This is a genomic window from Sorangium sp. So ce1335 (assembly GCF_051521615.1).
Lineage (GTDB): Bacteria > Myxococcota_A > Polyangia > Polyangiales > Polyangiaceae > Sorangium.
In genome coordinates this window covers 2,171,536-2,193,286 of the sequence record NZ_CP150363.1, presented here as the reverse complement: position 1 = coordinate 2,193,286, position 21,751 = coordinate 2,171,536, and the positions used below count along the sequence as shown (strand labels likewise).

21 protein-coding genes are annotated in these 21,751 nt (G+C 71.5%); 9 read left to right on the top strand and 12 right to left on the bottom strand.

Going from position 1 to position 21,751, the window contains the following annotated elements; all coding sequences use genetic code 11:
* Positions 1–196: 196 nt before the first annotated feature.
* Positions 197–670, top strand: coding sequence for a hypothetical protein (locus WMF24_RS08135; RefSeq protein WP_437735798.1), 474 nt, complete (start codon positions 197–199; stop codon positions 668–670).
* Between the two features lie 377 nt (positions 671–1,047).
* On the opposite strand, the gene WMF24_RS08130 is transcribed toward WMF24_RS08135, so the two are convergent.
* The 3 genes from WMF24_RS08130 to WMF24_RS08120 all read right to left on the bottom strand — a co-directional run bounded on the left by WMF24_RS08130 (position 1,048) and on the right by WMF24_RS08120 (position 2,432).
* On the bottom strand, positions 1,048–1,530 hold the full coding sequence (locus tag WMF24_RS08130) for a hypothetical protein (protein ID WP_437735797.1): 483 nt from the start codon (positions 1,528–1,530) through the stop codon (positions 1,048–1,050).
* 274 nt (positions 1,531–1,804) lie between these two features.
* Positions 1,805–2,185, bottom strand: coding sequence for a PIN domain-containing protein (locus WMF24_RS08125; RefSeq protein WP_437735796.1), 381 nt, complete (start codon positions 2,183–2,185; stop codon positions 1,805–1,807).
* Positions 2,172–2,432, bottom strand: coding sequence for an AbrB/MazE/SpoVT family DNA-binding domain-containing protein (locus WMF24_RS08120; RefSeq protein ID WP_437735795.1), 261 nt, complete (start codon positions 2,430–2,432; stop codon positions 2,172–2,174). Before WMF24_RS08120 ends, WMF24_RS08125 begins: the two co-directional genes overlap by 14 nt.
* 655 nt (positions 2,433–3,087) lie before the next feature.
* Here WMF24_RS08120 and istA point away from each other — a divergent pair.
* Positions 3,088–4,653, top strand: coding sequence for an IS21 family transposase (gene istA / locus WMF24_RS08115; protein WP_437730881.1), 1,566 nt, complete (start codon positions 3,088–3,090; stop codon positions 4,651–4,653).
* A complete protein-coding gene (locus WMF24_RS08110) occupies positions 4,653–5,474 on the top strand; it encodes an ATP-binding protein (RefSeq protein ID WP_437730880.1) in 822 nt (273 codons plus the stop codon). Before istA ends, WMF24_RS08110 begins: the two co-directional genes overlap by 1 nt.
* Before the next feature lie 162 nt (positions 5,475–5,636).
* Here WMF24_RS08110 and WMF24_RS08105 read toward each other — a convergent pair whose 3' ends face one another.
* Entirely contained in the window at positions 5,637–6,152 is a 516-nt protein-coding gene (locus WMF24_RS08105; protein WP_437735794.1) for a hypothetical protein, read from the bottom strand.
* A 673-nt stretch (positions 6,153–6,825) separates the two neighbouring features.
* Between WMF24_RS08105 and WMF24_RS08100 the strand changes: the two genes are divergently transcribed.
* The gene (locus tag WMF24_RS08100; RefSeq protein ID WP_437735793.1) at positions 6,826–8,448 is read left to right on the top strand and encodes a DUF1552 domain-containing protein; all 1,623 of its coding nucleotides are present in this window, start codon (positions 6,826–6,828) and stop codon (positions 8,446–8,448) included.
* 122 nt (positions 8,449–8,570) lie between these two features.
* The gene (locus WMF24_RS08095; protein ID WP_437735792.1) at positions 8,571–9,701 is read left to right on the top strand and encodes a hypothetical protein; all 1,131 of its coding nucleotides are present in this window, start codon (positions 8,571–8,573) and stop codon (positions 9,699–9,701) included.
* Between the two features lie 205 nt (positions 9,702–9,906).
* Here WMF24_RS08095 and WMF24_RS08090 read toward each other — a convergent pair whose 3' ends face one another.
* Positions 9,907–10,515, bottom strand: a complete 609-nt coding sequence (locus WMF24_RS08090) for a CGNR zinc finger domain-containing protein (protein WP_437735791.1) — start codon at positions 10,513–10,515, stop codon at positions 9,907–9,909.
* Positions 10,516–10,666: 151 nt separating this feature from the next.
* Between WMF24_RS08090 and WMF24_RS08085 the strand changes: the two genes are divergently transcribed.
* Complete coding sequence (locus tag WMF24_RS08085) at positions 10,667–11,767, top strand: alpha/beta fold hydrolase (RefSeq protein WP_437735790.1); 1,101 nt, start codon at positions 10,667–10,669, stop codon at positions 11,765–11,767.
* A gap of 81 nt (positions 11,768–11,848) precedes the next feature.
* Here the strand turns inward: WMF24_RS08085 and WMF24_RS08080 are convergent, their stop codons facing one another.
* Positions 11,849–12,310: an SRPBCC domain-containing protein gene (locus WMF24_RS08080; RefSeq protein WP_437735789.1), complete on the bottom strand. Its 462-nt coding sequence runs from the start codon at positions 12,308–12,310 to the stop codon at positions 11,849–11,851.
* A 113-nt stretch (positions 12,311–12,423) separates the two neighbouring features.
* Complete coding sequence (locus WMF24_RS08075; RefSeq protein WP_437735788.1) at positions 12,424–12,747, bottom strand: ArsR/SmtB family transcription factor; 324 nt, start codon at positions 12,745–12,747, stop codon at positions 12,424–12,426.
* Positions 12,748–12,910: 163 nt separating this feature from the next.
* Here WMF24_RS08075 and WMF24_RS08070 point away from each other — a divergent pair, with 163 nt between their 5' ends.
* From WMF24_RS08070 to WMF24_RS08060, 3 genes are all read left to right on the top strand, one after another.
* Entirely contained in the window at positions 12,911–13,555 is a 645-nt protein-coding gene (locus WMF24_RS08070; RefSeq protein ID WP_437735787.1) for a glutathione S-transferase family protein, read from the top strand.
* 406 nt (positions 13,556–13,961) lie between these two features.
* Positions 13,962–15,365, top strand: a complete 1,404-nt coding sequence (locus WMF24_RS08065) for a hypothetical protein (RefSeq protein WP_437735786.1) — start codon at positions 13,962–13,964, stop codon at positions 15,363–15,365.
* Entirely contained in the window at positions 15,362–17,206 is a 1,845-nt protein-coding gene (locus WMF24_RS08060) for a prolipoprotein diacylglyceryl transferase (protein WP_437735785.1), read from the top strand. Before WMF24_RS08065 ends, WMF24_RS08060 begins: the two co-directional genes overlap by 4 nt.
* A gap of 217 nt (positions 17,207–17,423) precedes the next feature.
* Here the strand turns inward: WMF24_RS08060 and WMF24_RS08055 are convergent, their stop codons facing one another.
* The 5 genes from WMF24_RS08055 to WMF24_RS08035 form a co-directional block, all read right to left on the bottom strand.
* Positions 17,424–18,008, bottom strand: coding sequence for an O-methyltransferase (locus WMF24_RS08055; protein ID WP_437735784.1), 585 nt, complete (start codon positions 18,006–18,008; stop codon positions 17,424–17,426).
* A 414-nt stretch (positions 18,009–18,422) separates the two neighbouring features.
* Complete coding sequence (mtnC, locus tag WMF24_RS08050; RefSeq protein ID WP_437735783.1) at positions 18,423–19,124, bottom strand: acireductone synthase; 702 nt, start codon at positions 19,122–19,124, stop codon at positions 18,423–18,425.
* A gap of 2 nt (positions 19,125–19,126) precedes the next feature.
* Entirely contained in the window at positions 19,127–19,669 is a 543-nt protein-coding gene (locus tag WMF24_RS08045; RefSeq protein ID WP_437735782.1) for a 1,2-dihydroxy-3-keto-5-methylthiopentene dioxygenase, read from the bottom strand.
* Positions 19,666–20,304 carry a methylthioribulose 1-phosphate dehydratase gene (locus WMF24_RS08040; protein ID WP_437735781.1) on the bottom strand — a complete coding sequence of 213 codons (639 nt, stop codon included), beginning with the start codon at positions 20,302–20,304 and terminating at the stop codon, positions 19,666–19,668. The genes WMF24_RS08045 and WMF24_RS08040 overlap by 4 nt, the downstream gene beginning before the upstream one ends.
* 119 nt (positions 20,305–20,423) lie before the next feature.
* A complete protein-coding gene (locus WMF24_RS08035) occupies positions 20,424–21,500 on the bottom strand; it encodes a glycosyltransferase family 2 protein (RefSeq protein WP_437735780.1) in 1,077 nt (358 codons plus the stop codon).
* Positions 21,501–21,751: the final 251 nt, after the last annotated feature.

Below are 21,751 nucleotides of genomic sequence, written 5' to 3'. Positions count from 1 at the left end.
GCCCACCTACAAAGTCACGGACGGCCAGACGCGTCCAGTGGGAAATGATTCGCAGGCCTCGGTGGCAGCCGCAGTCCCTCGTCACTACCCGGTTTTGATCCGCTCGAAGGCAAGGGGTATACTCTTCGGTGCATTCTGGGCGCGCACGGCGGTGAGGTGACCACGGAGCGGGGGGACCAGGCGGAACGGCAGCCTCGTGATTCGCTCCTTCCTGCCCTCGAGGCCGAGCGAGGCGCGGGCGCATGTTGCCACGGCCCGTAGCCTTGCTCCATCGGACCCCGCGCCCCTCCGCGGCCTCGCCGCCGTCGAGCGGTACCCTGATCGCGACGATCGCGTCGTCGAGTTCCTGACCCAGGCGCTCGAGTTGGCCCCGGAGGACGTCGCGACGCACGTCGCCCTCGGCGATGTGCACCTCGCGCTCGTCCGCGTCGACGACGCCGCGCGCTGGGCTCGCGCCTCGCTGGAGGCCGAGCCCGAGCACACTGACGCGCTCGTCCTCTCCCCTCCGAAGGCGGCCAGGCCCTGGTCCACGTGCTCGACCAGGTGCTCCCGCGACGGCCACGACGTCGCCTTGGCCCACGAACGCGGCGAGGCGAGCGCGCCGGCGATGTTCACCGCGCCCGCGACCGCCTGGGCCAGCCGGGCCGCCTTCTCCGATGCATCGCTGTAGCTCCGCGGCGGGCCCGCGGCCTCCGCTTCGGGCGGCGGCTCCGCCTCGTCCGTGTCGCGCTCGATCGCCCGGACCTGGTAGCCGTCGTCGTTCTCCCAGCCGCCGCCAGGCTCCCGTACGCCGAGGGAGAGCACGAATCGCCGGGTCGCCTCGTGGACCGCCTGCGGGATCTCCTCGCCTTCTCTCCAGGTGAGGACCGCCTCCCGGAGCTCGCGCGCTCGCTCACGGGGCCGCTCGAGCGGGAAGTACGCGATGTAGTCATCGGCCGCCTGAAGGACTTCCGAGCGCGTCGGTCGTCTCACGAGGGTCGACAGCCTGCGAGCCGAGGTCATCTCACGCAACAGGTAGAAGGCGTCGTGGCGTTCAGCTCGAGCCCATCAGCGATCGGCGCCCCCGCTCTCGGCGTCATCTCGGGCGCGCTCCAGGTCTTCCGTCTCGGCGACGACTCCGACGCGTTCGCACGCTGCACGCACGGTCGCCTCATCCAGCAGCCCGGAGCGGTAGCAGCGCAGCAAGAACCGGTAAGCCGAGGCGCGGACTCTTCCTCGGGCAGCGTCCATCTGCTCCGACGGGATTCTGGTAGGCGCTGGTGGCGTCTGTGGGCCGAGCTCGCAGCGCCCTCCGCAGATCGGGCAGTACCCCGAGACCTTTGTTCCATGCGCCTTGACCCACCCGACCTGGGCGTCGCGGAGGCGACGAAACCGCTGCGGGTACTCGTCGATCGTGCGCAGGGCGTGGGCAGCCTCGTCCAGCCAGAAGTCCAGGTTGGCGACCTGTCCGGCGAGCTGGTGGACGTTCGAGTGCGCGAACCGTTCGAGCTGGTCCGCAAGCAGCTCAGCTCTGTCAACGCTGTACACCATCCAGAACCTCTCGATGCCCCGCCATCGAAGACCTGTTGCCCAGGAAGGATGAGCCGATGAAACCGCGCACCGGAGGCCGAGCGAGGCGCGGGAGCATGTTGCCACGGTCCGTGGCCTCGATCCATCGGACGCCGCGCATCTCCGCGGCCTCGCCGCCGTCCGCGGTACCCTGATCGCGACGATCGCGCCGTCGAGCTCCTGACCCAGGCGCTCGAGCTGGCCCTCCGCGGAGCTGGGAACACCTCCACCTGCTGGGCCGCCCTTACCGTTCAGCTCATAGCTTTTGAGCGCCTTGCACTTTCCCGAGTCCGCGATCGAAGGTTCCAAGCGGAACGTGGCCCGCTGCGCGTGCGACTTCGAGGATCAGACAATCGGAGAAGCCCAGGCCGGGATGCTCGCGGAACTGCGCGACAGCCGCCCTTACCACGTCGGCGTCCTGAACCACCATGCAGTTGTGGTCCAGCAGCATCTCTACTCCGTTCCCGATCTGCTCCGGTTCGACGCCGTACACGGAGTCCAGGACCCAAACGGCTTCCATGAGCACGAGATGGGAGATCCATGCACCTGTTTGCACGAAGGTCTCGGCAGCGGCGAGCTGTTTTGCGTCGTCGCGTGCCAGCAAGCGAACGAGGACATTCGTGTCAACGGCGCGCATGGCGGGCCCTCATGCGCTGCCTGATGCCTTCCTTGAGATCGTCAAGACTTCGCGGCTGGGGTTCCCGCGAGAACAGCGCCCGGTGAAGATCCTCGAAGCTGTGCCGACCAACGCGCCGCACGGTGATTCGATCACCCTCGGCATCCCATTCCAAGATCGATCCCGGCACCAGTTCGAGGCGCTTGCGCACCTCGGCGGGAACCGAGATCTGCCCCTGAGCCGTGACCCTCGATTGCGCGAGCTTCATGCCGGCACAGTACCATGGTAATGAACCGCGAGCAAGGACGGCCGTTCTGCCAGCGCCGCCGAGGCGGGCGCCATGCGTCGCGGGACGCCGGTCATGCGATCCAGCAGAGCGCTCACCTCGCTCGGCGTGAGCACCGCGTCCGAGCGCCATCCTCGTCCTCCTCGCCGCGGTTGTCACCCCAGGACCGAGATGGCCGGGCCGCGGCGTGGCGGAGCACCGCGGCCCGGCTCCTGACCGATCTCGAGGACGAGCCAGCCCGCAGGCCGATGAGCCTGCGGGCTGTTCAGACCGACAGCCTCACCAGACGCAGCTGTTGCCCGAGATGCGCTGGCCCGACTCGCAGCACTGGATGATGGTCGAGCCCGTGTCCCGCTGGGTGCAGGCGTGCGAGCCGACGATGCCAGTTCGCAGCCTCATGGGGCCACCTGACGGCGTTTTTCGCAGGGTCATGGGGCCACCCCAATCGCAGGAGGATGGGGCCACCCGCGCGGGGGCGTGACCCGGTTTTCGCAGGGTCATGGGGCCAGCTTCCGAGGTTTTTCGCAGCCTCATGGGGCCAGCTCGGGACGCCGCGGTCGGGATCTGAGACGGGCTCCTTCCGACGACGGCGCGGGTCGCCGTCGGAAGGAGGCCGATGCCCTACCGAGAGCTGATCATGGTTGACATCAAGGAAATGCTCCGCCGTCGTGCGGCGGGGCAGAGCGCGCGTCATGTGGCGCGCGAGACGGGGTTCGATCGCAAGACGGTCGGCAGGTACTTCGAGGCCGCAGCGACCCTGCCACTGCCACGCGACCGCGAGCCGACGGACGAGGAGGTTCACGCGATCGCCCAGCGCGTGCAGGCGCGCCCGGTGCCTGATGCGAGCGATGAGTGGAGGCAGGTCGACGCGCATCGAGCACGTATCGAGGCCTGGCTAGCCCAATCTCGCCCGCTGAAGCTGCGGAAGATCCACACGCTGCTCACGCGCGACTACGGCGTCACCGCGAGCTACGACACGCTCTGGCGTTTCGCCAGGGAGGAGCTCGCGTGGCGCAAGAAGATGCCGACGGTTCGCGTCGCGGACACCGAGCCCGGCGAGGTCGCGCAGATCGACTTCGGCCTGATGGGTAAGCTGTTCGACCCAGCGACACAGCGGGTTCGTAACCTGTGGGTGCTCGTGGTGACGCTCGCGTACAGCCGCTACCAGTTCGTGTGGCCGTCGTTCGAGCAGACCACCGCGGCGGTGTGCGCAGGCCTGGATGCGGCGTGGAGGTTCTTCGGCGCGATGGCGCGCGTGATCCTCCCGGACAACACGAAGGCCATCGTGCTTCGCGCTGACGAGCTCGCGCCCGTGCTCGTGCCGGCGTTCCTCGACTACACGCAGACGCGCGGGCTGTTCGTGGATGCCGCGCGAGTCAGGTCGCCAAAAGACAAGGCGCGTGTCGAGAATCAGGTCGCGTACGTGCGCGAGAGCTGGTTCGACGGCGAGTCGTTCACCAGCCTCGACGAGGCGCGCGCGTCCGCTGAGCGGTGGTGTCGCGACGTCGCCGGTGCGCGTGTCCACGGCACGACGCGCGAAGTGCCGCGCGAGGTGTTCGAGACGCGCGAGAGGAGCGCCATGAAGCCGGCGCCGACAGCGCCGTTCGACGTACCGCACTGGACTGACGCGAAGGTGCACCCCGACCATCACGTGCAGGTCCTCCGGTCGCTCTACAGCGTGCCGACGCGCTACGTCGGCAGCACGGTGCGCGTTCGCGCCGACAGCGTGTCCGTGAGGATCTACGCCGGCACGCAGCTCGTGAAGGTGCACGCGCGCGTTGCGCCGGGCAAGCGCTCCACCGACCCGAGCGACTACCCCGTGGGCAAGGACATCGCGGCCGAGCGCGATGTGGCTTCGCTCATCGCGAGCGCGAAGAAGTGCGGCGTGCACGTCGGCATCTACGCCGAGCGGCTGCTCGATGTGCCGCTACCGTGGACGCGCATGCGGCTCGTCTATGCGCTGCTGCGGCTGTGCAACAAGTTCGGCAACGGGCGCGTCGAGGCGATCTGCCAGAGCGCGCTCGCGTTCGATGTCGTCGACGTGCAGCGCGTGACGCGCATGCTCGAGACGGCGAAGACGCCCGCGTCACCGCCCACGGATGAGCGCAAGGTCGTTGCGCTCCCCACGCCGCGGTTCGCGCGCAGCACCGAGCACTTCGCGACACGCACGCTGGCGGCTGCCGCGACGAAGGAGGAGGCGTGATGAGCTCGAGCGAAGTCGACCCCGCGCTCGTCACGGCGCTCAAGCGCCTGCGCCTCGGCCGCATCGCAGCGACGTTGCGTGAGCGGCTGCTGCTGGCCGAGAAGCAGTCGATGGGGCACGAGGAGATGTTGCTCATGCTGCTCACCGACGAGATCGCGCGCCGCGAGGCGAGCGCGACGGAGAGCCGCGTACGCGACGCCGGGCTCGATCCCAACATGCGCCTGGAGCTCTGGGACAAGACCGCGAAGGTCAGCTTCGACAAGCGTCTGCTCGGTGGGTTCACGAGCCTGCGCTTCCTCGAAGAGCACAAGCACATCGTCATCCTCGGCTCGGTCGGCGTGGGCAAGACCTTCCTCGCGAACGCGCTCGGACACCTCGCGTGCCAGCACGGCTACAGCGTGCGTTTCCTGCGCGCCGACGCGATGCTGCGCAGGCTGCGCCAGAGCAGGCTCGACAACTCACGCGACGCCGAGATGGTCGCGCTCACGACCGTCGACCTGCTCATCCTCGACGACTTCGCGCTCGAGGCGATGAGCAAGGAAGAGAGCCGCGACGTCTACCAGCTCTTCCTCGAGCGCACGGGTCACGCGTCGATGATCGTCACGAGCAATCGCGACACGGCCGAGTGGCTCGCGATGTTCGACGACGTGCTGCTCGCGCAGAGCGCCGTCGATCGGTTCAAGAACGCGGCGTTCGACTTCATCGTCGAGGGCGAGTCGTACAGGCCACGGCTCAAGCCGAAGCTCGACGAGAGCAACACGGCCGCGCCGGTTCCCGCGCGCAGCAAGCCGCCCAGCCATCCACGCAGCAAACGGCGATGACCGCTGCCGCCCCGGCGAGGACGTCGATCCCGGGGCCGCGCCGCTGACCCCCTCGCTCCACTCGGCGCGCCTCGCCCACCCTCGTCAACGTGACCGTGAGGGGCGCCGGGGGCGGGGTGGACGTTCCTGCTGCTGAGCGTCGCGATCCCTGCGCCGGAGCTCTCAGGGGGCCCGGGTGGCCCCATGACCCTGCGAAAAGAGAGACGTCGCCGGTCGCTGCGCGCCCGGCTCCGGGGACCTCGACACGCTTCGCGGTCTCGGGCATGGTCGAGGCCGATCACGTCGTCTCCCCCTGGCCCCATGACCCTGCGACGGGGTGGCCCCATGACCCTGCGACGTGGCACCGACGAGGCTGCCGGCCGAGCACTGGAGCCCCCAGCCGCACTTCGGGACACACGTGTTGTTGACGATCCCGTACCCCGAGGGGCAGCAGTGGACCCGCGGGCCCGACGAGTACTGCTCGCAGTACGTCGCGCCGCTCGCGAACCCCCACTGGCACACGAGCCCGCTGCCGCACACCGACAGCTCGTCCGCGGCCTCCCCCGTCGGCTCCTCCCCGACCTCGGCGCCCACCCCCTCGTCCGCGATCGGCTCGTCCGCGGGCGGCGCGATGCAGCCCATCGAGGCCGCGAGGACTCCGGAGATCGCCAGCAACCCTGCAGTCATCATCTTGCGCATGAGATACCTCTCTTTTCGGGGAGCGCGCCTGCGCTCCCGGAGCTCACAGCGATACGCCAACGCGGCCAGCGGGCTTCACGCCCGCTCCGCGCCGCGACGCGAGGAGCGGAGAGCAACGCGCGGGCCAGATCGAGATGTCGAGAGATGCCGCGGAGCGCGGGGCGCGCCGGAGCGACTCGGCAAGAGTTGCGCAGCTCTCCTCGAGAGGAACGCCATCGTTGCCCTGGCCAGGCAAACGTTGCTGAGCGCGGCGCTGGACGGGGACCGCGGCAGCGACGGAGCAGGACGGGATGCCGGGCCCGCTCCGCGGGATCCTCGGCTCCGGCGGCGCAGCGCCCGCCGTGTCGACGCCCGCCGCCCGCGCCGGTGATGCGCCGTCGGGGTCCCGACAAGCCCTGGGCCCCGGCCCCCTCGGTCGGGCCCCCAGGAGATGGTCGCGGCGCGGCACCTCGCTGCTCCCGGGCGGAAGAGCGCTCGAGACAGGCGGCATGCTGCGGTAGAAATCGCGTGAGCTCCGACCGATGGCGGCGGTTCGCCCACGCCCCGCGAAGAGCGTCCGTTCGATCCGTGCGAAGGATGATCGAAACCCGCAAACGCGGGCATTCAGTGGGCGTTCCGAGGGGCAGCCGGGCGTTTGCGTCGAGGCTGAGAAAATACGACCATGGCAAAGCGCGTGAGCCGAAGAATCTTCCTCCGGGGGCTTGGCGGAGCGTGCGTCGCGGCGCCGTTCCTCGGCTCGATCGCCGACCGCGCCGCGAAGGCGCAGCCGGCCACGCCGCCGAGGCGGCTCATCGTGATGTACACGCACTATGGCTGCATCACGACGCGGTTCTTCCCGAAGAAGTCGCACGGCCCGCTCACCGCCGCGGACCTCGAGCCAACGACGCTCAAGCACCTGGCGCCTCACGTCGACAAGCTCCTCATGCCCCGCGGCATCCGCGCGATGAACGAGTGGACGACGACGATGGCGCGCGGGCAGGGGAACGATCGCCACACGCAGGTGAACGGGTCGTTCTTCACGTGCCACCCGGTCACTCCCAACAGCGACGATCCGTTCAGCTTCGACCAGGCGACGAAGTTCAACGCCAAGCCGACCGGTCCCTCGCTGGACCACGTCATCGCACGACAGCTCAGCCCGGACGGCGAGCCCCTGTTCATGCGCGTGGGGAACTTCAGCGACAGCGGCCACTCGGCGATCTCGTTCTCGGCGCCCGTGACCCCGTATCGGGGTCTGGGCGCGCCGGCGGAGATCCTGGCCAAGCTCACGGGCCTGTTCACGGGCCCCCTGCCCTCCCCGGACACGTACAAGGCCATCCGCGGCAAGAGCATCATCGACCTCGTGCGCGACGATCTCGACACGCTCGCGCGCTTCGACATGAGCCAGTCGGACAGGCACAAGCTGGAGGCCTGGAAGGCGATTCTCCACGAGACCGTGACCACCGTCGCTTCCGGGCAGTGCACAGCGTCCCTCGCCGCGGCGCTCGGTGCGACGCAAGAAAACGTCGACCTGGCGAGCGCGTCCTCGTTCGGCGAAGACGTGCTGACGCGGCGGATCTCGGACAATCTTGACGGGGCGGACCTCTATTCGAACTTCGCCGTGCTCGCGGCGGCGTGCAACGCGACCCCCGTCATCTTCCTGAAGTACCCCGCGAACTACGCTTTTCGGGGGCTCGGCATGACGATGGAGAGCGCCAGTCTCTCGTATCGCGTGGGCAGCGCGGCCATGCAGGGCACCTGCGTCCCGGGTGTGATCGACATGCTCCTCACGATCGACGACTTCTACGCGAGGAAGCTCGCCCACCTCGTCGAGCAGCTCGACCGCATCGACGAGGGCGACGGGACGCTCCTCGACAACAGCGCTGTCGTCTGGTTCCAGGACGCGTCGGACGGCTGCGCCCGCAACCTGAACAACCTGCCGATCGTCCAGGTCGGCAGCGCCGGCGGCTATTTCAAGACCGGCTGGGCCGTCAACGTCGAGGACGGCTCGCCCGATCTCACGACGGGCAACAGCGAGATCCTCTGTGCCGACGGCGCTCCGACCGAGGTCGACGGGACCACCCAGGCCACGGGGACCGATCCGTCGCTCGCCAACGCGCCGATCAACAAGTACTTCTGCAACTTGATGAACGCCCTCGGCGTCACGGCAGGCAGCGACGGTTTCCCGGCGCCGGGCGGCTCGGGGCCGGTGACCCACTTCGGCAAGTACGACCGGACAGAGGACTTCATCGGTGGCGGGATCAATCCCACCACCATCCACGATCCAGGCGAGTTCGGCGCCCTCAGGGCGAACGCCTGAGCGGCCGCGCTCTGGATAACGGAGGGTCGATGATGCCGGTGTGGAGCAGGCGGGTTTTCTATTGGGCGCCGATCGCGGCGGCAGGGCTTGTCGCAGCAGGAGGCCCACTGGCTTGCGGCAGGGTGAGCCCTGAGGCTCCAGGCGTCGCGGGCGACAGTGGAGGGGGAGGCTCCTCCGAGGTCGACGGTCCGGGGGACGCCGGGGCGACAGGAGGTGCTGGAGGACGTGGCGCGGGCGGAACCACGGGCAACGGCTCCGGCGGCACGGGTGGCCTGCTCGACGCGACGGGGGCGGGCGAGGGCGGCCCGTCGGGCGGCTCGGGTGGCATGGACGCGGGCGGCTCGGGCGGCGGGGGGGTCCCGGGCGGGACCGGCGGGAGCGCGGGGGCGCCCACGGAGCTGGACTGCGCCGCGGCGCAGCCCAGCGCGAGCTCGCTCGACTTGAAGCACCAGATCGACGTCGACGACCTGCCGCTCATCTCCGAGGTCCAGGGGGACCTGATGATCAGCGAAGGGGTGAACCAGCTGCGACGCCTCGGCTGTCTACGGCACGTCGCGGGCGCGGTCAGCATCCGGTACACGCGTGGCCTCGCCACGCTCGAGGGGCTCGAGCGGCTCGAGTCCATCGCGGCGGGCCTGGCGATCGAGAACAACGATGTGCTCGCGAGCGTGACGGGGCTTCAAGGCCTGAAGACCGTGGGCGGCGCGTTGATCATCGATTCGAACCTCCGCCTCGTTGACCTGGGCGGGCTCGAGAACCTGACGACGGTGCGCGCTGGCGGCGTCCGGATCGAGAACAGCCCCGCCCTGGTGAGCCTCGCCGGGCTGCGCAGCCTGACCGCCACGGGCGCGGTGACGCTCAAGTCCAACCCGGCCCTCGAGAGCTTGCGGGGCCTCGAAGGCCTGACCCAGCTCGCCAACCTCCTCGTCACCGGCAACGCGAAGCTCGAGAGCTTCGAGGGGCTCGCGGCGCTCGAGACGATCCACCAGGATCTCACCATCGGGAACAACCCCGTGCTCGCTTCCCTCGATGGGCTCTCTGCGCTCCGGGTGATCGACCAGTACCTCATCATCTCGAACAACCCGGAGCTCACCCGCATCGATGCGCTTTCCTCGCTCGAGCGGATCCACCAGGGTCTCGAGATCACGACGAACCCGAAGCTCCCCACCTGTGAAGCGGAAGAGCTCCGTGAGCGGACCGGCGCTCCGCACGCGATCCTGATAGACAACGACGACGCGGCGACGTGCCCCTGACGCCGGGGCTGCCCCTCCATGTTGGATCCGGGGCTCGACCGGCAGACGTGAGCATCGAGAGGGCATTCCGAGCAGCAGCCGCGCATTTGCGTGTCAGGGGGACGAGCGCAAGGGGTCGGATCCGACAGCAGGCTGACGCCGAAGGGCTCCTGTGGCGCAGCGCCAGGGACCCGCTGGCGCACCGAGCCAGGGGGCCGACACGCCGCTAACCGCCTCGCTGCCGGTGGTAGTGAGCGGCCACCTTCATCCGGTTGCCGCAAAGCTCCATGCTGCACCAGCGCCGGGCGTGATTCCTCGATGTGTCGTGGAAATAGAGGACACAGTCCGGATTCCCGCAGCGCTTCACGAGCCCCGGATCCACATCGCAAAGAAGCCCCGCAGCCGCATCGGCGATGGGGCGGAGGAGCTGCGCCGGCTCGTCGATCCGCACGCGACCCCGGCGCACGAACCCGGCGCGCGCTCGCACGACCTCCGTGTACCCCACGTCGAGGCGCAGGGCCCGGTTGAGCACGTCGAGCGCGTCCTGGCCCGCGGCGCCGCGCTCGCGCGGCCCCTCGATCAGCGCGCGCAGCGCCGCCCGGAACTGGTGCGCCTGCTCCACGGCGCTCACCCCCTCGCTCGACCCATCCCAGCGGTCGAGGACGCCCGCAGCCGTCGCGCCGTCGAGGAAGCCCGCCTCCTCGGACCAGCCGACAAGGCTGCGCAGATCCGGGAGCAGATCCGCCTGGACGCCGCGCTGCACCGGCTCGGTGTTGAGGAAATCGAGCGCCCGGTGATTGCCGACCCAGAGAAAACGCGACGTGCCGCTAACCATCGATCACCCACTTGACCGGTTAGCACGTCGGCCATATAACCGTCAAAAGTTATAAACGGAGGTTAGCATGGGAAGCGAGGAGGACGTGGGCGTGGGGTCCGGGCGATCGGCGGCGCGAGCTCGGGAGGTCGATCCGGCGAGATGCGCGGGCATGTCGGCCGCAAGGAACGCGGCCGGTCCCACGGAGGCCGGGGCTGGACGGCGCTCCGGGCTCGCGCGGCTCGGCCGGGCCGTGGGCTGGCTTGCCTCCGCCGGGCTCGTCGCCGGGCTCGCGGGTTGCGCCGGTCCGTCGCTCGCGCCGGGCCGCGACGCCGCCGCGCCGGCGGACGCGTCGGCAGGAGACCGGACCCGAGCGGCGGCGCCCGAGGCGGTCTGGCCGGAGAAGACGTATCATCGCACCATCGAGGTGGGAGGCCGCAGGATCTTCTACCGCGAAGCCGGACGCCGCGACCGCCCCGTGCTGCTCCTGCTCCACGGCTTCCCGTCGTCGTCTCACGAATACCGGGAGCTGATCCCTCTCCTCTCGGGCCGATATCGCGTCGTGGCGCCGGACTACCTGGGATCGGGCTACAGCGATCGTCCTTCGCCCTCCGAGGTCACGTATACGTTCGACCTCCTCGCGGAGCACATCACCGGGTTCACCGAGGCGCTCGGGCTCGCGCGGTACGTGATCTACATGCACGACTTCGGCGGGCCGGTCGGCTTCCGTGTCGCTCTCGCCCACCCCGAGCGGCTGCGCGGGCTCGTCGTGCAGAACGCCAACGCGTACGTCGAAGGCCTGCCGGAGACGCTGCGGGCGGGCATCCGGCACGCCCACGAGGACCGGTCCCCCGAGAGCGCCGCTGCCGTCGCCCAGCTCGTCAGCGCCGAGGGGGTCAAGCAGGAGCAATACCTCCGGCACGTGCCGGTGGCGCACCGCGAGCGTGTGAGCCCCGATGCCTGGCCCCACGACCTCGCGTTCCTGGCCACCTCGGAGGATCGCGCGATCCAGGTCCAGCTCCTGCAGGATTACCAGACGAACGTCGATCGCTATCCCTCATGGCAGGCGTTCCTGCGCACCCGGAAGCCGCCGACCCTCATCGTGTGGGGGCGCAACGACGCGGACTTCATCAGCGCCGGCGCGAAGGCGTATCTCCGCGATCTCCCCGACGCAGAGCTCCACTTGCTCGACGCGGGGCACTTCGCCGTGGAGGAGCAGCCGGTCGAGATCGCCCAGCACATCACGCGCTTCATGGAGCGGCTCCCTCGCTGAACCCGGCGGCCCGCGCCGCCGAGAGCTACCGGGCCTCGTTCCGTTCCCCGCTCCGCGCGACGGCGGCTCGACCTGCGGTGATCAGCGCCCGACCTGGCAGCCGGGGCCGGTCACCTCGGGCATGGGCTCTCCCGAGGCCAGCGCCTCGAAGCGCGCGAGCAACGAGGGCCACCCGCCCTCGAAGCGGGCGCGCAGCGCGGCGGCGTCCCTCGGCACCCGCTCCCAGCCGCGGTGCTCGAGCTCGACGCGCGTGTGCGCGCCGAGCGCGAGGAACAGGACCTCGACCTCCTGCGCCTCGCTCGCCTCTCGCCCGGGGTGCCAGGTGATCACGAGCCGGTCGGGCGGCTCCCAGACGAGCACCGTCCCCCAGGGGGTCTCGCTGCCGTCGCTCCCGCGCTCGTAAACGCGGCCGCCGACGCGCTCCTCGATCGCGCACGAGACCGCGGGGCTCGCGCCGGCCGAGCGCGCCGCGAGGGGCCACCACGACGAGATGCGCCGCGCGAAGAGCTCGAACGCGGCGGCCGGATCGAGCGGGACGATCACCGAGCGACGGATGGGCGGGAGCGCGCTCACAGCCCGCCTGCCCCGTGGACCGCGGCGCGCCCCCGCGCGCCTCGCGCCGGCGAGCCGGGCGACCTTGCCGTGAGTCCTGACATTCAGTGCCTCTTCTTTCGCTCGGCCTCCTGGACGGCCGCGGCCTGGAACGCGCCGAGGACGTCGTCCCAGAAGCCCTCGATGTACGAGCGCAGCGCGGTGAGCCCCCCGAGATCGATGCCGTAGAAGTTCTGGCGCCCGTTCTTGTGGCAGCGCAGGAGCCCGGCCTCCTGCAGCACCCGCAGGTGCTGTGAGACCGCAGGGCGGCTCACGCTCACCGTCTTCGCGATGTCCCCCACCGAGAGCGGGCGCCCGCGCACCCGCTCGAGGATCTGCCGGCGCGTCGGATCGGCGAGCGCCGCGAGCACCTGGCCTACCGGGTCCACACCGTAAGCATGCGCAAACGCCTCCTCCCCGGCAAGCAGAAACAGCTTGACCAGCGGACCGGATTGCGTAAGTTTTGACTTACCATTCAGAGTGGCTCGTCGACGTTCGTGCGCCGCCTTGTCGGTGACGTCGAGGCCGCTCCCCTTGTCTGAGGAGCTCGACATGAAAGCCCTTGTCGTCCACGGAACGCCCGGATCGTCGTACACCTGGAGCACGGAGATCGCGCTCGTCGAGAAGAAGGTCCCTTACGAGCTCGCCGCCGTCGCCTTCGGGGCTCACCGGGTGTCGCCGCACCTGGAAAGGCACCCATTCGCCAAGGTCCCGGTGATCGAGCACGACGGCTTCACGCTCTACGAGACGCAGGCCATCCTCCGGTATGTCGATCAGGTGTTTCCGGGCGAGCCGCTCCAGCCGAGCGATCCGCGCGAGGCCGCGCGCATGAACCAGATCCTCGGCATCGTCGACGCGTACTTCTGGCGGGCGGTCGGCCCTGGCATCCTGTATAACCGCCTGTTCCCCGAGTCGTTGCGCGGCGGCCCGCCCGACGAGCAGGCCGTGCAGGCCGCCATCCCCGTGGCGCGGACGAGCCTCGCGCAATTCGACAGGTTCCTCGGCGACCGCGCGTTCCTCGCGAGCGAGCGGTTCACGCTGGCCGACATCCTGGTCGTGCCGCTCGTCCACTACCTGCTCCTCACGCCCGAGGCGGCGCTCCTCGAGCCGCACCCGCGCCTCCGCGCGTGGCACGAGCGGCTCATGTCGCGCGAGAGCGTGCGCAACACGGACAAGAAGCCGTTTCGAGCGGGCTGACGGCCGAGACCGCGCCGCCTACGATCCTCACGCCGAGGAGCACGCGCTCGGCCGCCCGGCACCATCCCAGCTCGCGCGGGGGCGCCGCGCGACGTGACCGCGCGGAGGGGCCTCCTTTCGTCGCGTGCCTCGCGCCGGCGGTCGAGGCGGGCGCGCACAAGGTGGTTGGCGAGGCACCTCGATGTCGGACGGCGGTCGCGGTGTAGGTCTCTCGCGCTCCGATCGAGATCGCGAGAGGCGCTCCCCGCGATGACCCCTTGTGCCAGCGTCTCTGATTCTGGCACGCTCCTCCTTGTCTCCTCGCGGCGGTGTCCTCGCCGGCGATACGCCCGCTCGCGCGGTGGCGCGCGGCGCGTCCGCCGGGCTCCGCGCGATCGGGGAGCGGGGGTGGGGCATGCGAACGAGCGTGATTGTCGAGATCGAGAGAGCGATCCGCCGTGCCGCCGTGCTGCTCGGGGTCGCCGCGCTCGGCGCGTGCAGCGCGGAGACACCGCCTTACGACGACCTGCCGCTGCGCGATGCCCTGAGCGCCGCGCCGGAGGTCCTCGCGGCCTTGCCCGAGGAAGCCCTCCACGATCTGGCCGTGCGGCTGGAGGAGGCGCACGGCGCGGCGGGAGGAGAGACGGCCATCGCCGGCGCGGAGATCGCGAGCGTCCCGGCGCTCGTCCGCAGCGCGGACGCGGCGCGGGAGGAGCGGGGGGAGGACGCTGTCGTCCTCGGGGCGCTCGAGCCTTCGGCGGAGGGGTTCGTGCTCCGCGCCGTCGCGTCCGGCGCGTCCAGCGCGTCTGTTGCGCCGGAGCGCGGGCCCGAGGGGCCGCTCGATCGGCCGGTCCTCTCGGGCGAGCCGGCGTCGCCGGAGACCGCGCGGCTCGAGGAAGCGGCGCTCGACGGCCGCGCCGGCGTCATCCTCGCGGACCTCGCGCGGCGCGCGGAGGCGCACGACATCATCCGCGTCACCGGGCTGCCCGCGGGCGTCGTCGCCCTGGATCGTACGGTGTACGTCAATGCGGCGTGGCTCGTCGCGCTGGGCGCCCTCGCGCCGCCGGACGCGCCCGCGCGCCCCGTCCTCGCGGGCGAGGTCGTCGCGATCCCCGCGGGGCCCCGGATCCAGCCGACCTCGGTGGACGCCAACCCGTACCACCTCCCCGGGTCGATCGCCGAGTGCGCCGCCGGCGTGCGGGACGTGTGCACCTGCGCGGTGACCGGGCCTTGCGAGCACGAGCGCACCGACCCGGCGTTCGCGGATGCCCAGGCGGAGTGCGCGTGGGTGAACGCCGGCGCGCCGAACGCCGAGGCGCTCTGCGTGCTCGCGCTGATGAGCATCGAGGGGGTGAAGGAGTGCGTCCACGCCGCGGGCAGCGGCGCGTGCGCCGCGCTGCCGATCGCGGGTCGCGACGGCGCGCTCGCGTTCGCCGCCGATGCGGGCTGCATGGCCGTGCTCGACCGCTGCCTCCAGTACGGCAGCCCGACCGGCCCCGTTGTCGTCCCGAGCGGCGCGTCGGGCGGCACGGCGGACACGAGCGGCTGCGGCGGCGGCTGCAAGGGCTGCAACGAGGACGTCGCGGGCTGCAACGAGAACTGCCGCGACTGCAACCAGAACTGCCGCGACTGCAACCAGAACTGCCGTGATTGCGACGAGAGCTGCAAGGACGGCGATCCGTCGGCGGGCACCGGGTCGGGCGCGAGCTGCAAGGTGAGCGCCGGCCGGCGCGATCCGGGAGGGGGCGGCGCGCCGTTGCCGCTCGGCGCCGCGTTCTGGTGGGCCGTGCCCGCGGGCTACATGCTGCTGCGCATCCGGAGGCGGGCGTGAGCCGCGCCGTGATGCTCTGGCTGGAGCGCCACGGCTTGCCGCCGTGGCTCTCGCCGACGTACGCGGTGATGGTCGCCGTCGCGGGGCTGCTCGGCGCGGCGGCGTTCTTCTGGCTCGTGCGCCGGGACCGGGCCGACGTCGCCGTCGAGGGCCGCGCGCTGCTCGCGGGCTATGTCGCGGCGCTGCTGGGCGGCCACGTCTTCGAGGCGCTGCGCGCCGCGCCCGAGGCGCTCGCGCGGGGCTCGTGGGGTCCGATGCTCCACGCCGGCCGCGCCGCCTACGGCGGGCTCATCGCGGGCGTCGTCGTCGCGGTCCTTGTGCTGCTCCGCCGCGGCGCGGCCGTGCGCCCGTTCCTCGACCGGCTCGTGCCCGGGCTCGGGATCACCTACGCGAGCGTGCGCGCCGGGTGCTTCCTCGCCGGGTGCGACTACGGCCGTGTCACGGCGGGCGCGCTGGGCGTGCGGTTCCCAGCGGGCAGCCCCGCGGCGGACGATCACGCCGCGGCCGGCTGGGTGCCCCTCGGCGCGCCGAGCTTGCCCGTTCACGCCACGCAGCTCTACGAGGCGGCGCTCGGGGCGCTGGCGAGCGCGGTCGCCGCCCTCTGGCTCGTCCGCGGGCACCGTGACGGCCGCGCGTTCGGGACCTGGCTCGCGCTCTACGCCGCGGGGCGGTTCCTCATCGAGCTGCTCCGCGGCGACGCCGGGCGCGGCGTGTACGGCGGGCTCAGCACCGGCCAGCTCGTCTCGCTGGCGCTCCTGTTCGGGCTCGGGGCGGCCGCGCTGCGCGCTCGCCGCGGGCGCCGCGCTGCGGCCGCGGCGCCCGCGCTTGTGGCGCTCGCGTCCCTGAGCCTCTCCGCGGGCGACGCCGCTGCCCAGGCGGCGCCGCGGGCAGCGCCCACGGCGGCTCCGTCGGCGGCGGCGAGCTCGGCGCCTGCTGCGGCGCGGCCGCCGGCCTCCGTGCCCTCCCCGCCCCCGCCGCCGGCGGGAGGATACCCGGCGCCCTCTCCGTACCCGCCTCCGGCCGGCGGGTACCCCGCGCCTTACCCCTACCCGCCGCCCCCGGCCGGCGGGTACCCCCCGCCTTACCCCTACCCGCCGCCCCCGGCCGGCGGGTATCCCGCGCCTTACCCCTACCCGCCGCCCCCGGCCGGCGGGTATCCCGCGCCTTACCCCTACCCGCCGCCCCCGGCCGGCGGGTACCCCCCGCCTTACCCCTCCCCGCCGCCGTCCGCGCCCTACCCTCCCCCGCCGTCGTCCGCCGCGCAGCAGCCGCCGGCGGCCGCAGCGCAGCCGTCCGGGCGCACGCCGGATGCGGCGCCGGAGCCGGAGCCCGCGGCAGCAAAGCCCGCAGCGCCCGGCGCGACCCCCCAGGCCGAGGCCAACGCGCGCCGGATGGCCCTCTCGCTCGGGTTCTCCGGTTACTTCGTCCCGGGTCGTTTTGCGGTCGAGGACGGGGTGTCGCTGGACCTCGGCGCCGTGGCGCGTGTTCCCGTGAGCGACACGCGCCGCGTCGAGATCGGCGTCGAGCTCCGGGGCCTCTTTGCTCCCGACGCCGATCAGCTCGCGATCGGCGTGCCGCTCCGCCTCGTGATGGCGGTCGGCCCGCACGTCGAGATGTCGGTCGGGATCACGCCCGGCTACCACCGCATCTTCTTCGAGTCCCCCTATTTCGAGGGTGTCGGCGCCTTCGGCGCCCGCCTCGCGTGGGGGATCCAGTTCCCGATCGGCGCGCACCTGTTCGTCGGGCTCTCTCCCGCGAGCTTCCTCGTGCTCGGCTCGGGCGACGTGGATACGCTGGTCGCGTACGAGCCCGGGCTCTGGGTCGGCGCTGGGCTATTGTGATGGCCGTCGCTGGCCCTTCCGGGAGCACCTCCGCGACGAGCTCCCTCTCTCGGCGGGCTCGCCGCCGAGGGCGTCCAGCGCAACAGACGGGTTGAACCCGCCCGAAACGAGCAGAATTTCGAACCGCCAAGGCGCCGAGGGCGCCAAGATATCATCTCTTCTTGGCGTCCTTGGCGCCTTGGCGGTTCATTTCTCGCTCGATCAACGCGATCGTGTTCTAGGCCCGATCGACCCGCGTCGCGATGATCAGCCCTGAAGACCAGCAGAGCTTTGTCACCACGAGGCGTTCGTGCCGCTCGAGGGTGGCGATCAGCGCTGCCACCTTGGGAGCGTGGCCGTCCGGCCAGTTCGGCTGAGGGAGCAGATCGTCGATGATGTAGAGCCCGCCGGGCCTGAGCAGGTTCAGCGCTTCTTCGAGGGCGTAGAACTTGCCCGGCCATGTGTCGGCGAAGATGAAGTCGAACCGCTGCTCTTGGACCGAGCGCAAGAAGGCCTCGCCATCCAGGGTCTCGAGCGTGAGGCGGCGGTCGCCCCCGAGGTGCTGCTGCGCGATGGCCTGGACCTTCTCGTCGCTCTCCACGGAGACGAGGGTGGAGTGGGCGTCCATCCCGTCGAGGATCCAGCACGTCGAGATCCCTGTGCCGGTGCCGAGCTCGAGGAAGGCGCCCGACTTGGCGGCGGCGAGCGTGCGCAGGATCGACCCTGTCTGTCGGTCGCTGGCCATGTTGAAGCCGATCTCGGCGCTGGCCCGCTCGATCTGCTCGAGCGCTGCGGGCGGGTTCAACTGCTCCAGATCCTTCATGAGAGGCTCCTTCGTGCGAACAAGCGGGCGCCACCCTACAACATGATCTTGCCCGTCGCGGAGGATTTCGGGCCAGTTCCTCTCCTCGCTGCCGGGGCGCGAGAGCGACAAGCAAGTCCGGCGCTCGAGGTGCGGTCATGGCCATCCTTCACGCCCATCGCCCCCGTCTCCAACCTCATCATCCCCCCTCACAACAAAGAGCCAGCGGGGGAGGGAGCGCGTCGCGGGGGGGCTGGCGGGGCAGGCCCCCACAAACCCGAGCGCCGGCCCGCAGCGCAGCGTGTCGCCCCCCGATCACGCCCCCCCGTTCACGAGGCAATAGCCACCAAAAGGCGCGAGTTTGTGGGACCGCCCCGCCAGCCCCCCCGCGACGCGCTCCCTCCCCCGCTGGCTCCGCCGCCCCCGGCTGGGCGCCTACGCCACCGCGACCTCGTCGAACCTCTCCGCGACCGCGTGCCGCCCCCCCGAGTCCCGCGTCGTCCCCGGCCGTACGATCTGCACCGTGCGCATCCCCGCCTCCGCCGCCGCGTCGAGCTCCGCGACAACGTCCGACAGGAACACCACCTCTCCCGGAACCGCCCCGAGCGCCTCCGCGATCCTCCGGTACGCCCCCGCCTCTCGCTTCGGCCCCGTGGTCGTGTCGAAGAACCCCGTGAACAGCCCCGTCAGATCCCCCGCCGTCGTGTGCCGGAACAACAGCTCCTGCGCCTCGACCGATCCGGAGCTGAACACGGCGAGCGTGACCCCGAGGTCGCGCCACCGCCGCAGCGCCGGCGCCACGTCAGGATACACGTGGCTCCGCAGCCCCCCCGACTCGTACGCGCTGCGCCAGATCTTCCCCTGCAGCGCCTTCAGCGTCGTCTCCTTGCGATCCTCGTCGATCCACCCCAGCAGCGCCGCCGCGAGCTCGCCGTCGCTCACGGCGTCCTCGCGCGCGCCCCGCTCGCGCGCGACCGCCGCCCGCGCCGCCTCGACCTCGGGGGAGCCGGCGTGCGCGGACACGTACCCGGCCAGGTCCCGCCGCGCCACGGAGAACAGCGTCTCGTGGACGAACCGCACGTCGGTCGTCGTCCCCTCGACGTCGACGAGCACCGCGCGCGCAGGGCTCGGGGCCACGCTCACGCCTCGAGGCGCGGGAAGCGCGACGCGATGTCCGACCCGGTGTGCTCGGCGACCCACCCCCTCGGGTCGGAGAACCACCGGATGCAGGTGAACGACGGCGACGGCCCCATGTCGAACCAGTGCCGCGTCCCGGCCGGAACGCTGATGAGGTCGCCCTTCTCGACGAGGAACGAGAGCACGCGATCCCCCTGGTGGATGCAGAACATCCCTCGCCCCTCGACGAAGAGGCGCGCCTCGTCCTCGGTATGGATGTGCTCGTCGAGAAACTTCCGCCGGAGCTCCGCGTGGTTCGGGGTGTCCGGCGAGACCGAGATCACGTCGGCCGTGACGAACCCGCACGCGTCCGACAGCCGCTTCACCGGGCCGGCGTACGCCTCGAGCACCTCGGCCGGCGGCGTGCCCGGGTGCAGCGGGCGCTCGGCGGACCAGCGCTCGAAGCGGATCTGCGACGCGGCGGCGACGCGGGCGATGTCCTCGAGCGTCGTGTACTCCTCGGCCTTCGTCGGATCGCTGTCCCGGTAGACCCGCAGCAAGCTCATGAGATGCTCCTTTCCAGCAGCGCGCAGTCGAGCATGAACTCGAGCGCCTCGATATGGCGGCTCGCCTCGGTCGGGTCCGCTCCCCACGTGTAGAGCCCGTGCCCGGCGATGAGATACCCGGGCACCGGCGGGTGCGCCGACATGAACGCCTCGACGGCGCCGGCGAGCTTGCGGATGTCCTGCGTGTTGGCGAAGACGGGGAGGAGCACCGTGTCGTCGTGCGTCGTCGCCCCGGAGAGCGCCTTCGCCACCTCGTAGCCCGCGAGGGTCACGTACCCCTCGTTCGCGCACCGGCGCGACAGCACCGTCGCCGCCCGCGAGTGGGTGTGCGCGACCGCGCCGATGCCGCGCGAGCGCCGGTAGAGCTGGCAGTGCAGCGCCGTCTCGGCCGACGGCCGGGCCGCGGACGGCCCCGTCAGGCGGCCTTCCAGGTTGACGATCACGATGTCCGCCAGACCGAGCGCTCCCTTGGACTTGCCGGACGCGGTGATCGCGAGCGTGTCGTCTCCGAGCCGGGCGGAAAAGTTGCCGCTCGTGGCCGGGGTCCAGCCGCGATCGCTGCACCAGCGGGACAGCTCGATGAGCTCGGTGGCGACCGAGGAGAACGAGGCAAACGACGTCCGGCGCGCGCTCACGGGGCGAGACGATACCAAAGGCACCCCGGCCGATCAACGCGCCTGCCCGGCCGCTCGAGCCGCGGAGTCCACGGAGTCCACGGACTGCCTCGCTCTGTCCGCGCCGCCGCCCGCGCGCCTCACGGCGCCGGCAGGCGCTCGGCCTCGCGCCGTCCAGCGCGGTCCGTCGCGCCGCGGAGCAGGCCGGCCCAGAACCCGAGCCCGTGCGCCGCGTGCAGCGTGGGGAAGATGCCGCAGAGCAGCGGGAAATCGCGCGGAGCGCCGCGAAGCGCGAGCCGGAGCGACGCCGCGGCCACGAGCGCGGCATAGGCGAGCGCCGCGAGCGCGAGGACCGGGCGGACGGCCGGCAGGAGCGCCGACGCGAGCGCGAGCAGCGCGAACGCCGTCACCATGAAGAACGGCAGCATCGGCCGGAGCGACAGCAGCCTCCCGCGGCAGCGCAGCGTGCGGGCGCGCCCCATGCCGTACGCGAAATACTGCCGCGCGAGCGCAGCGAAGGACGAGCGCGGGTAGTAGTACGCGACGATCTCGCGGGACAGGTAGACGGCGCCGCCGGCATCGATGATGCGCTGGTTCAGCTCGGCGTCCTCGTTGGTGACGGCGTCCGGGTCGTAGAGGCCGGCGATCTCGAACGCCTCGCGGCGGAACGCGCCGTTGAAGACGGACTCGACGAACCCTTCGCGCGACGGGTCCCTGTAGGCCGAGCCCCCCACGCCGAGGGGGCTGGAGAGCGCCGCGCAGAGCGCCCGCTGAAAGCCGTTCCTGTGGCGCGGCCGCGCCGCGCCGCCCGCGTTGAGCGCGCCCGTCCTCCGGAGCGCCGCGACCGACGCGGCGACGTAGTCGTCTGCATAGTCGGCGTGCGCGTCCATCCGGACGATCACGTCGCCTCGCGATCGGCGAATGCCGATGTTCATGGCCGCGGCCTGGATCCGGGCCGGGTTGTGGAGGAGCGCCACCCGCGGGTCCTCCGCCGCGATGCGCTCGACGATCTCCCGCGTCCTGTCGAGCGAGCCGCCATCGACGACGAAGATCTCGAGCCGATCCGGCGGATAGCGCTGTCGGAGGGCGCTGCGGAGGACGTCCTCGATGTAGCGCTCCTCGTTGTAACAGGGAATGACAATGGTGCACCGCGGCCGCTCGGCGAGCGGGCGCAGCGTGAGACGCCCGCCCTGGGGCGCGCTCGCGGCTGGATTCATGGACTCCCCCTCTGCGACTCCCGCGGGCCGAACAGGTCCGCCGGCTGCTGCGGTAGAGGCGGATACAAGCGCCGGGCCAGGCGATCGCGCGGGGGTCGCCCGGAGCATGCTGCGCTGTGCCGCGAGACAGGGGCCGTTCCGGCGCGCTCCGTTGGGCCCCACGCGCACATGGCGGCGCTGCGGCCGCGCGTCCTCTGCCGCTCCCGGCCCGGCGGCGCCAGAGACTCGCGAGCGGCTTGTCGAGGGCCAGC

Bases quoted from the DNA above. Each gene is read 5' to 3' on its own strand.
- WMF24_RS08085 (WP_437735790.1), top strand. From the start codon at position 10,667: ATGTCGGCCGCAAGGAACGCGGCCGGTCCCACGGAGGCCGGGGCTGGA.
- WMF24_RS08045 (WP_437735782.1), bottom strand. From the start codon at position 19,669: ATGAGCTTGCTGCGGGTCTACCGGGACAGCGATCCGACGAAGGCCGAG.
- WMF24_RS08035 (WP_437735780.1), bottom strand. From the start codon at position 21,500: ATGAATCCAGCCGCGAGCGCGCCCCAGGGCGGGCGTCTCACGCTGCGC.
- WMF24_RS08120 (WP_437735795.1), bottom strand. From the start codon at position 2,432: ATGAAGCTCGCGCAATCGAGGGTCACGGCTCAGGGGCAGATCTCGGTT.
- WMF24_RS08105 (WP_437735794.1), bottom strand. From the start codon at position 6,152: ATGCGCAAGATGATGACTGCAGGGTTGCTGGCGATCTCCGGAGTCCTC.
- WMF24_RS08070 (WP_437735787.1), top strand. From the start codon at position 12,911: ATGAAAGCCCTTGTCGTCCACGGAACGCCCGGATCGTCGTACACCTGG.
- WMF24_RS08055 (WP_437735784.1), bottom strand. From the start codon at position 18,008: ATGAAGGATCTGGAGCAGTTGAACCCGCCCGCAGCGCTCGAGCAGATC.
- WMF24_RS08130 (WP_437735797.1), bottom strand. From the start codon at position 1,530: ATGGTGTACAGCGTTGACAGAGCTGAGCTGCTTGCGGACCAGCTCGAA.
- istA (WP_437730881.1), top strand. From the start codon at position 3,088: ATGGTTGACATCAAGGAAATGCTCCGCCGTCGTGCGGCGGGGCAGAGC.
- WMF24_RS08125 (WP_437735796.1), bottom strand. From the start codon at position 2,185: ATGCGCGCCGTTGACACGAATGTCCTCGTTCGCTTGCTGGCACGCGAC.
- WMF24_RS08110 (WP_437730880.1), top strand. From the start codon at position 4,653: ATGAGCTCGAGCGAAGTCGACCCCGCGCTCGTCACGGCGCTCAAGCGC.
- WMF24_RS08090 (WP_437735791.1), bottom strand. From the start codon at position 10,515: ATGGTTAGCGGCACGTCGCGTTTTCTCTGGGTCGGCAATCACCGGGCG.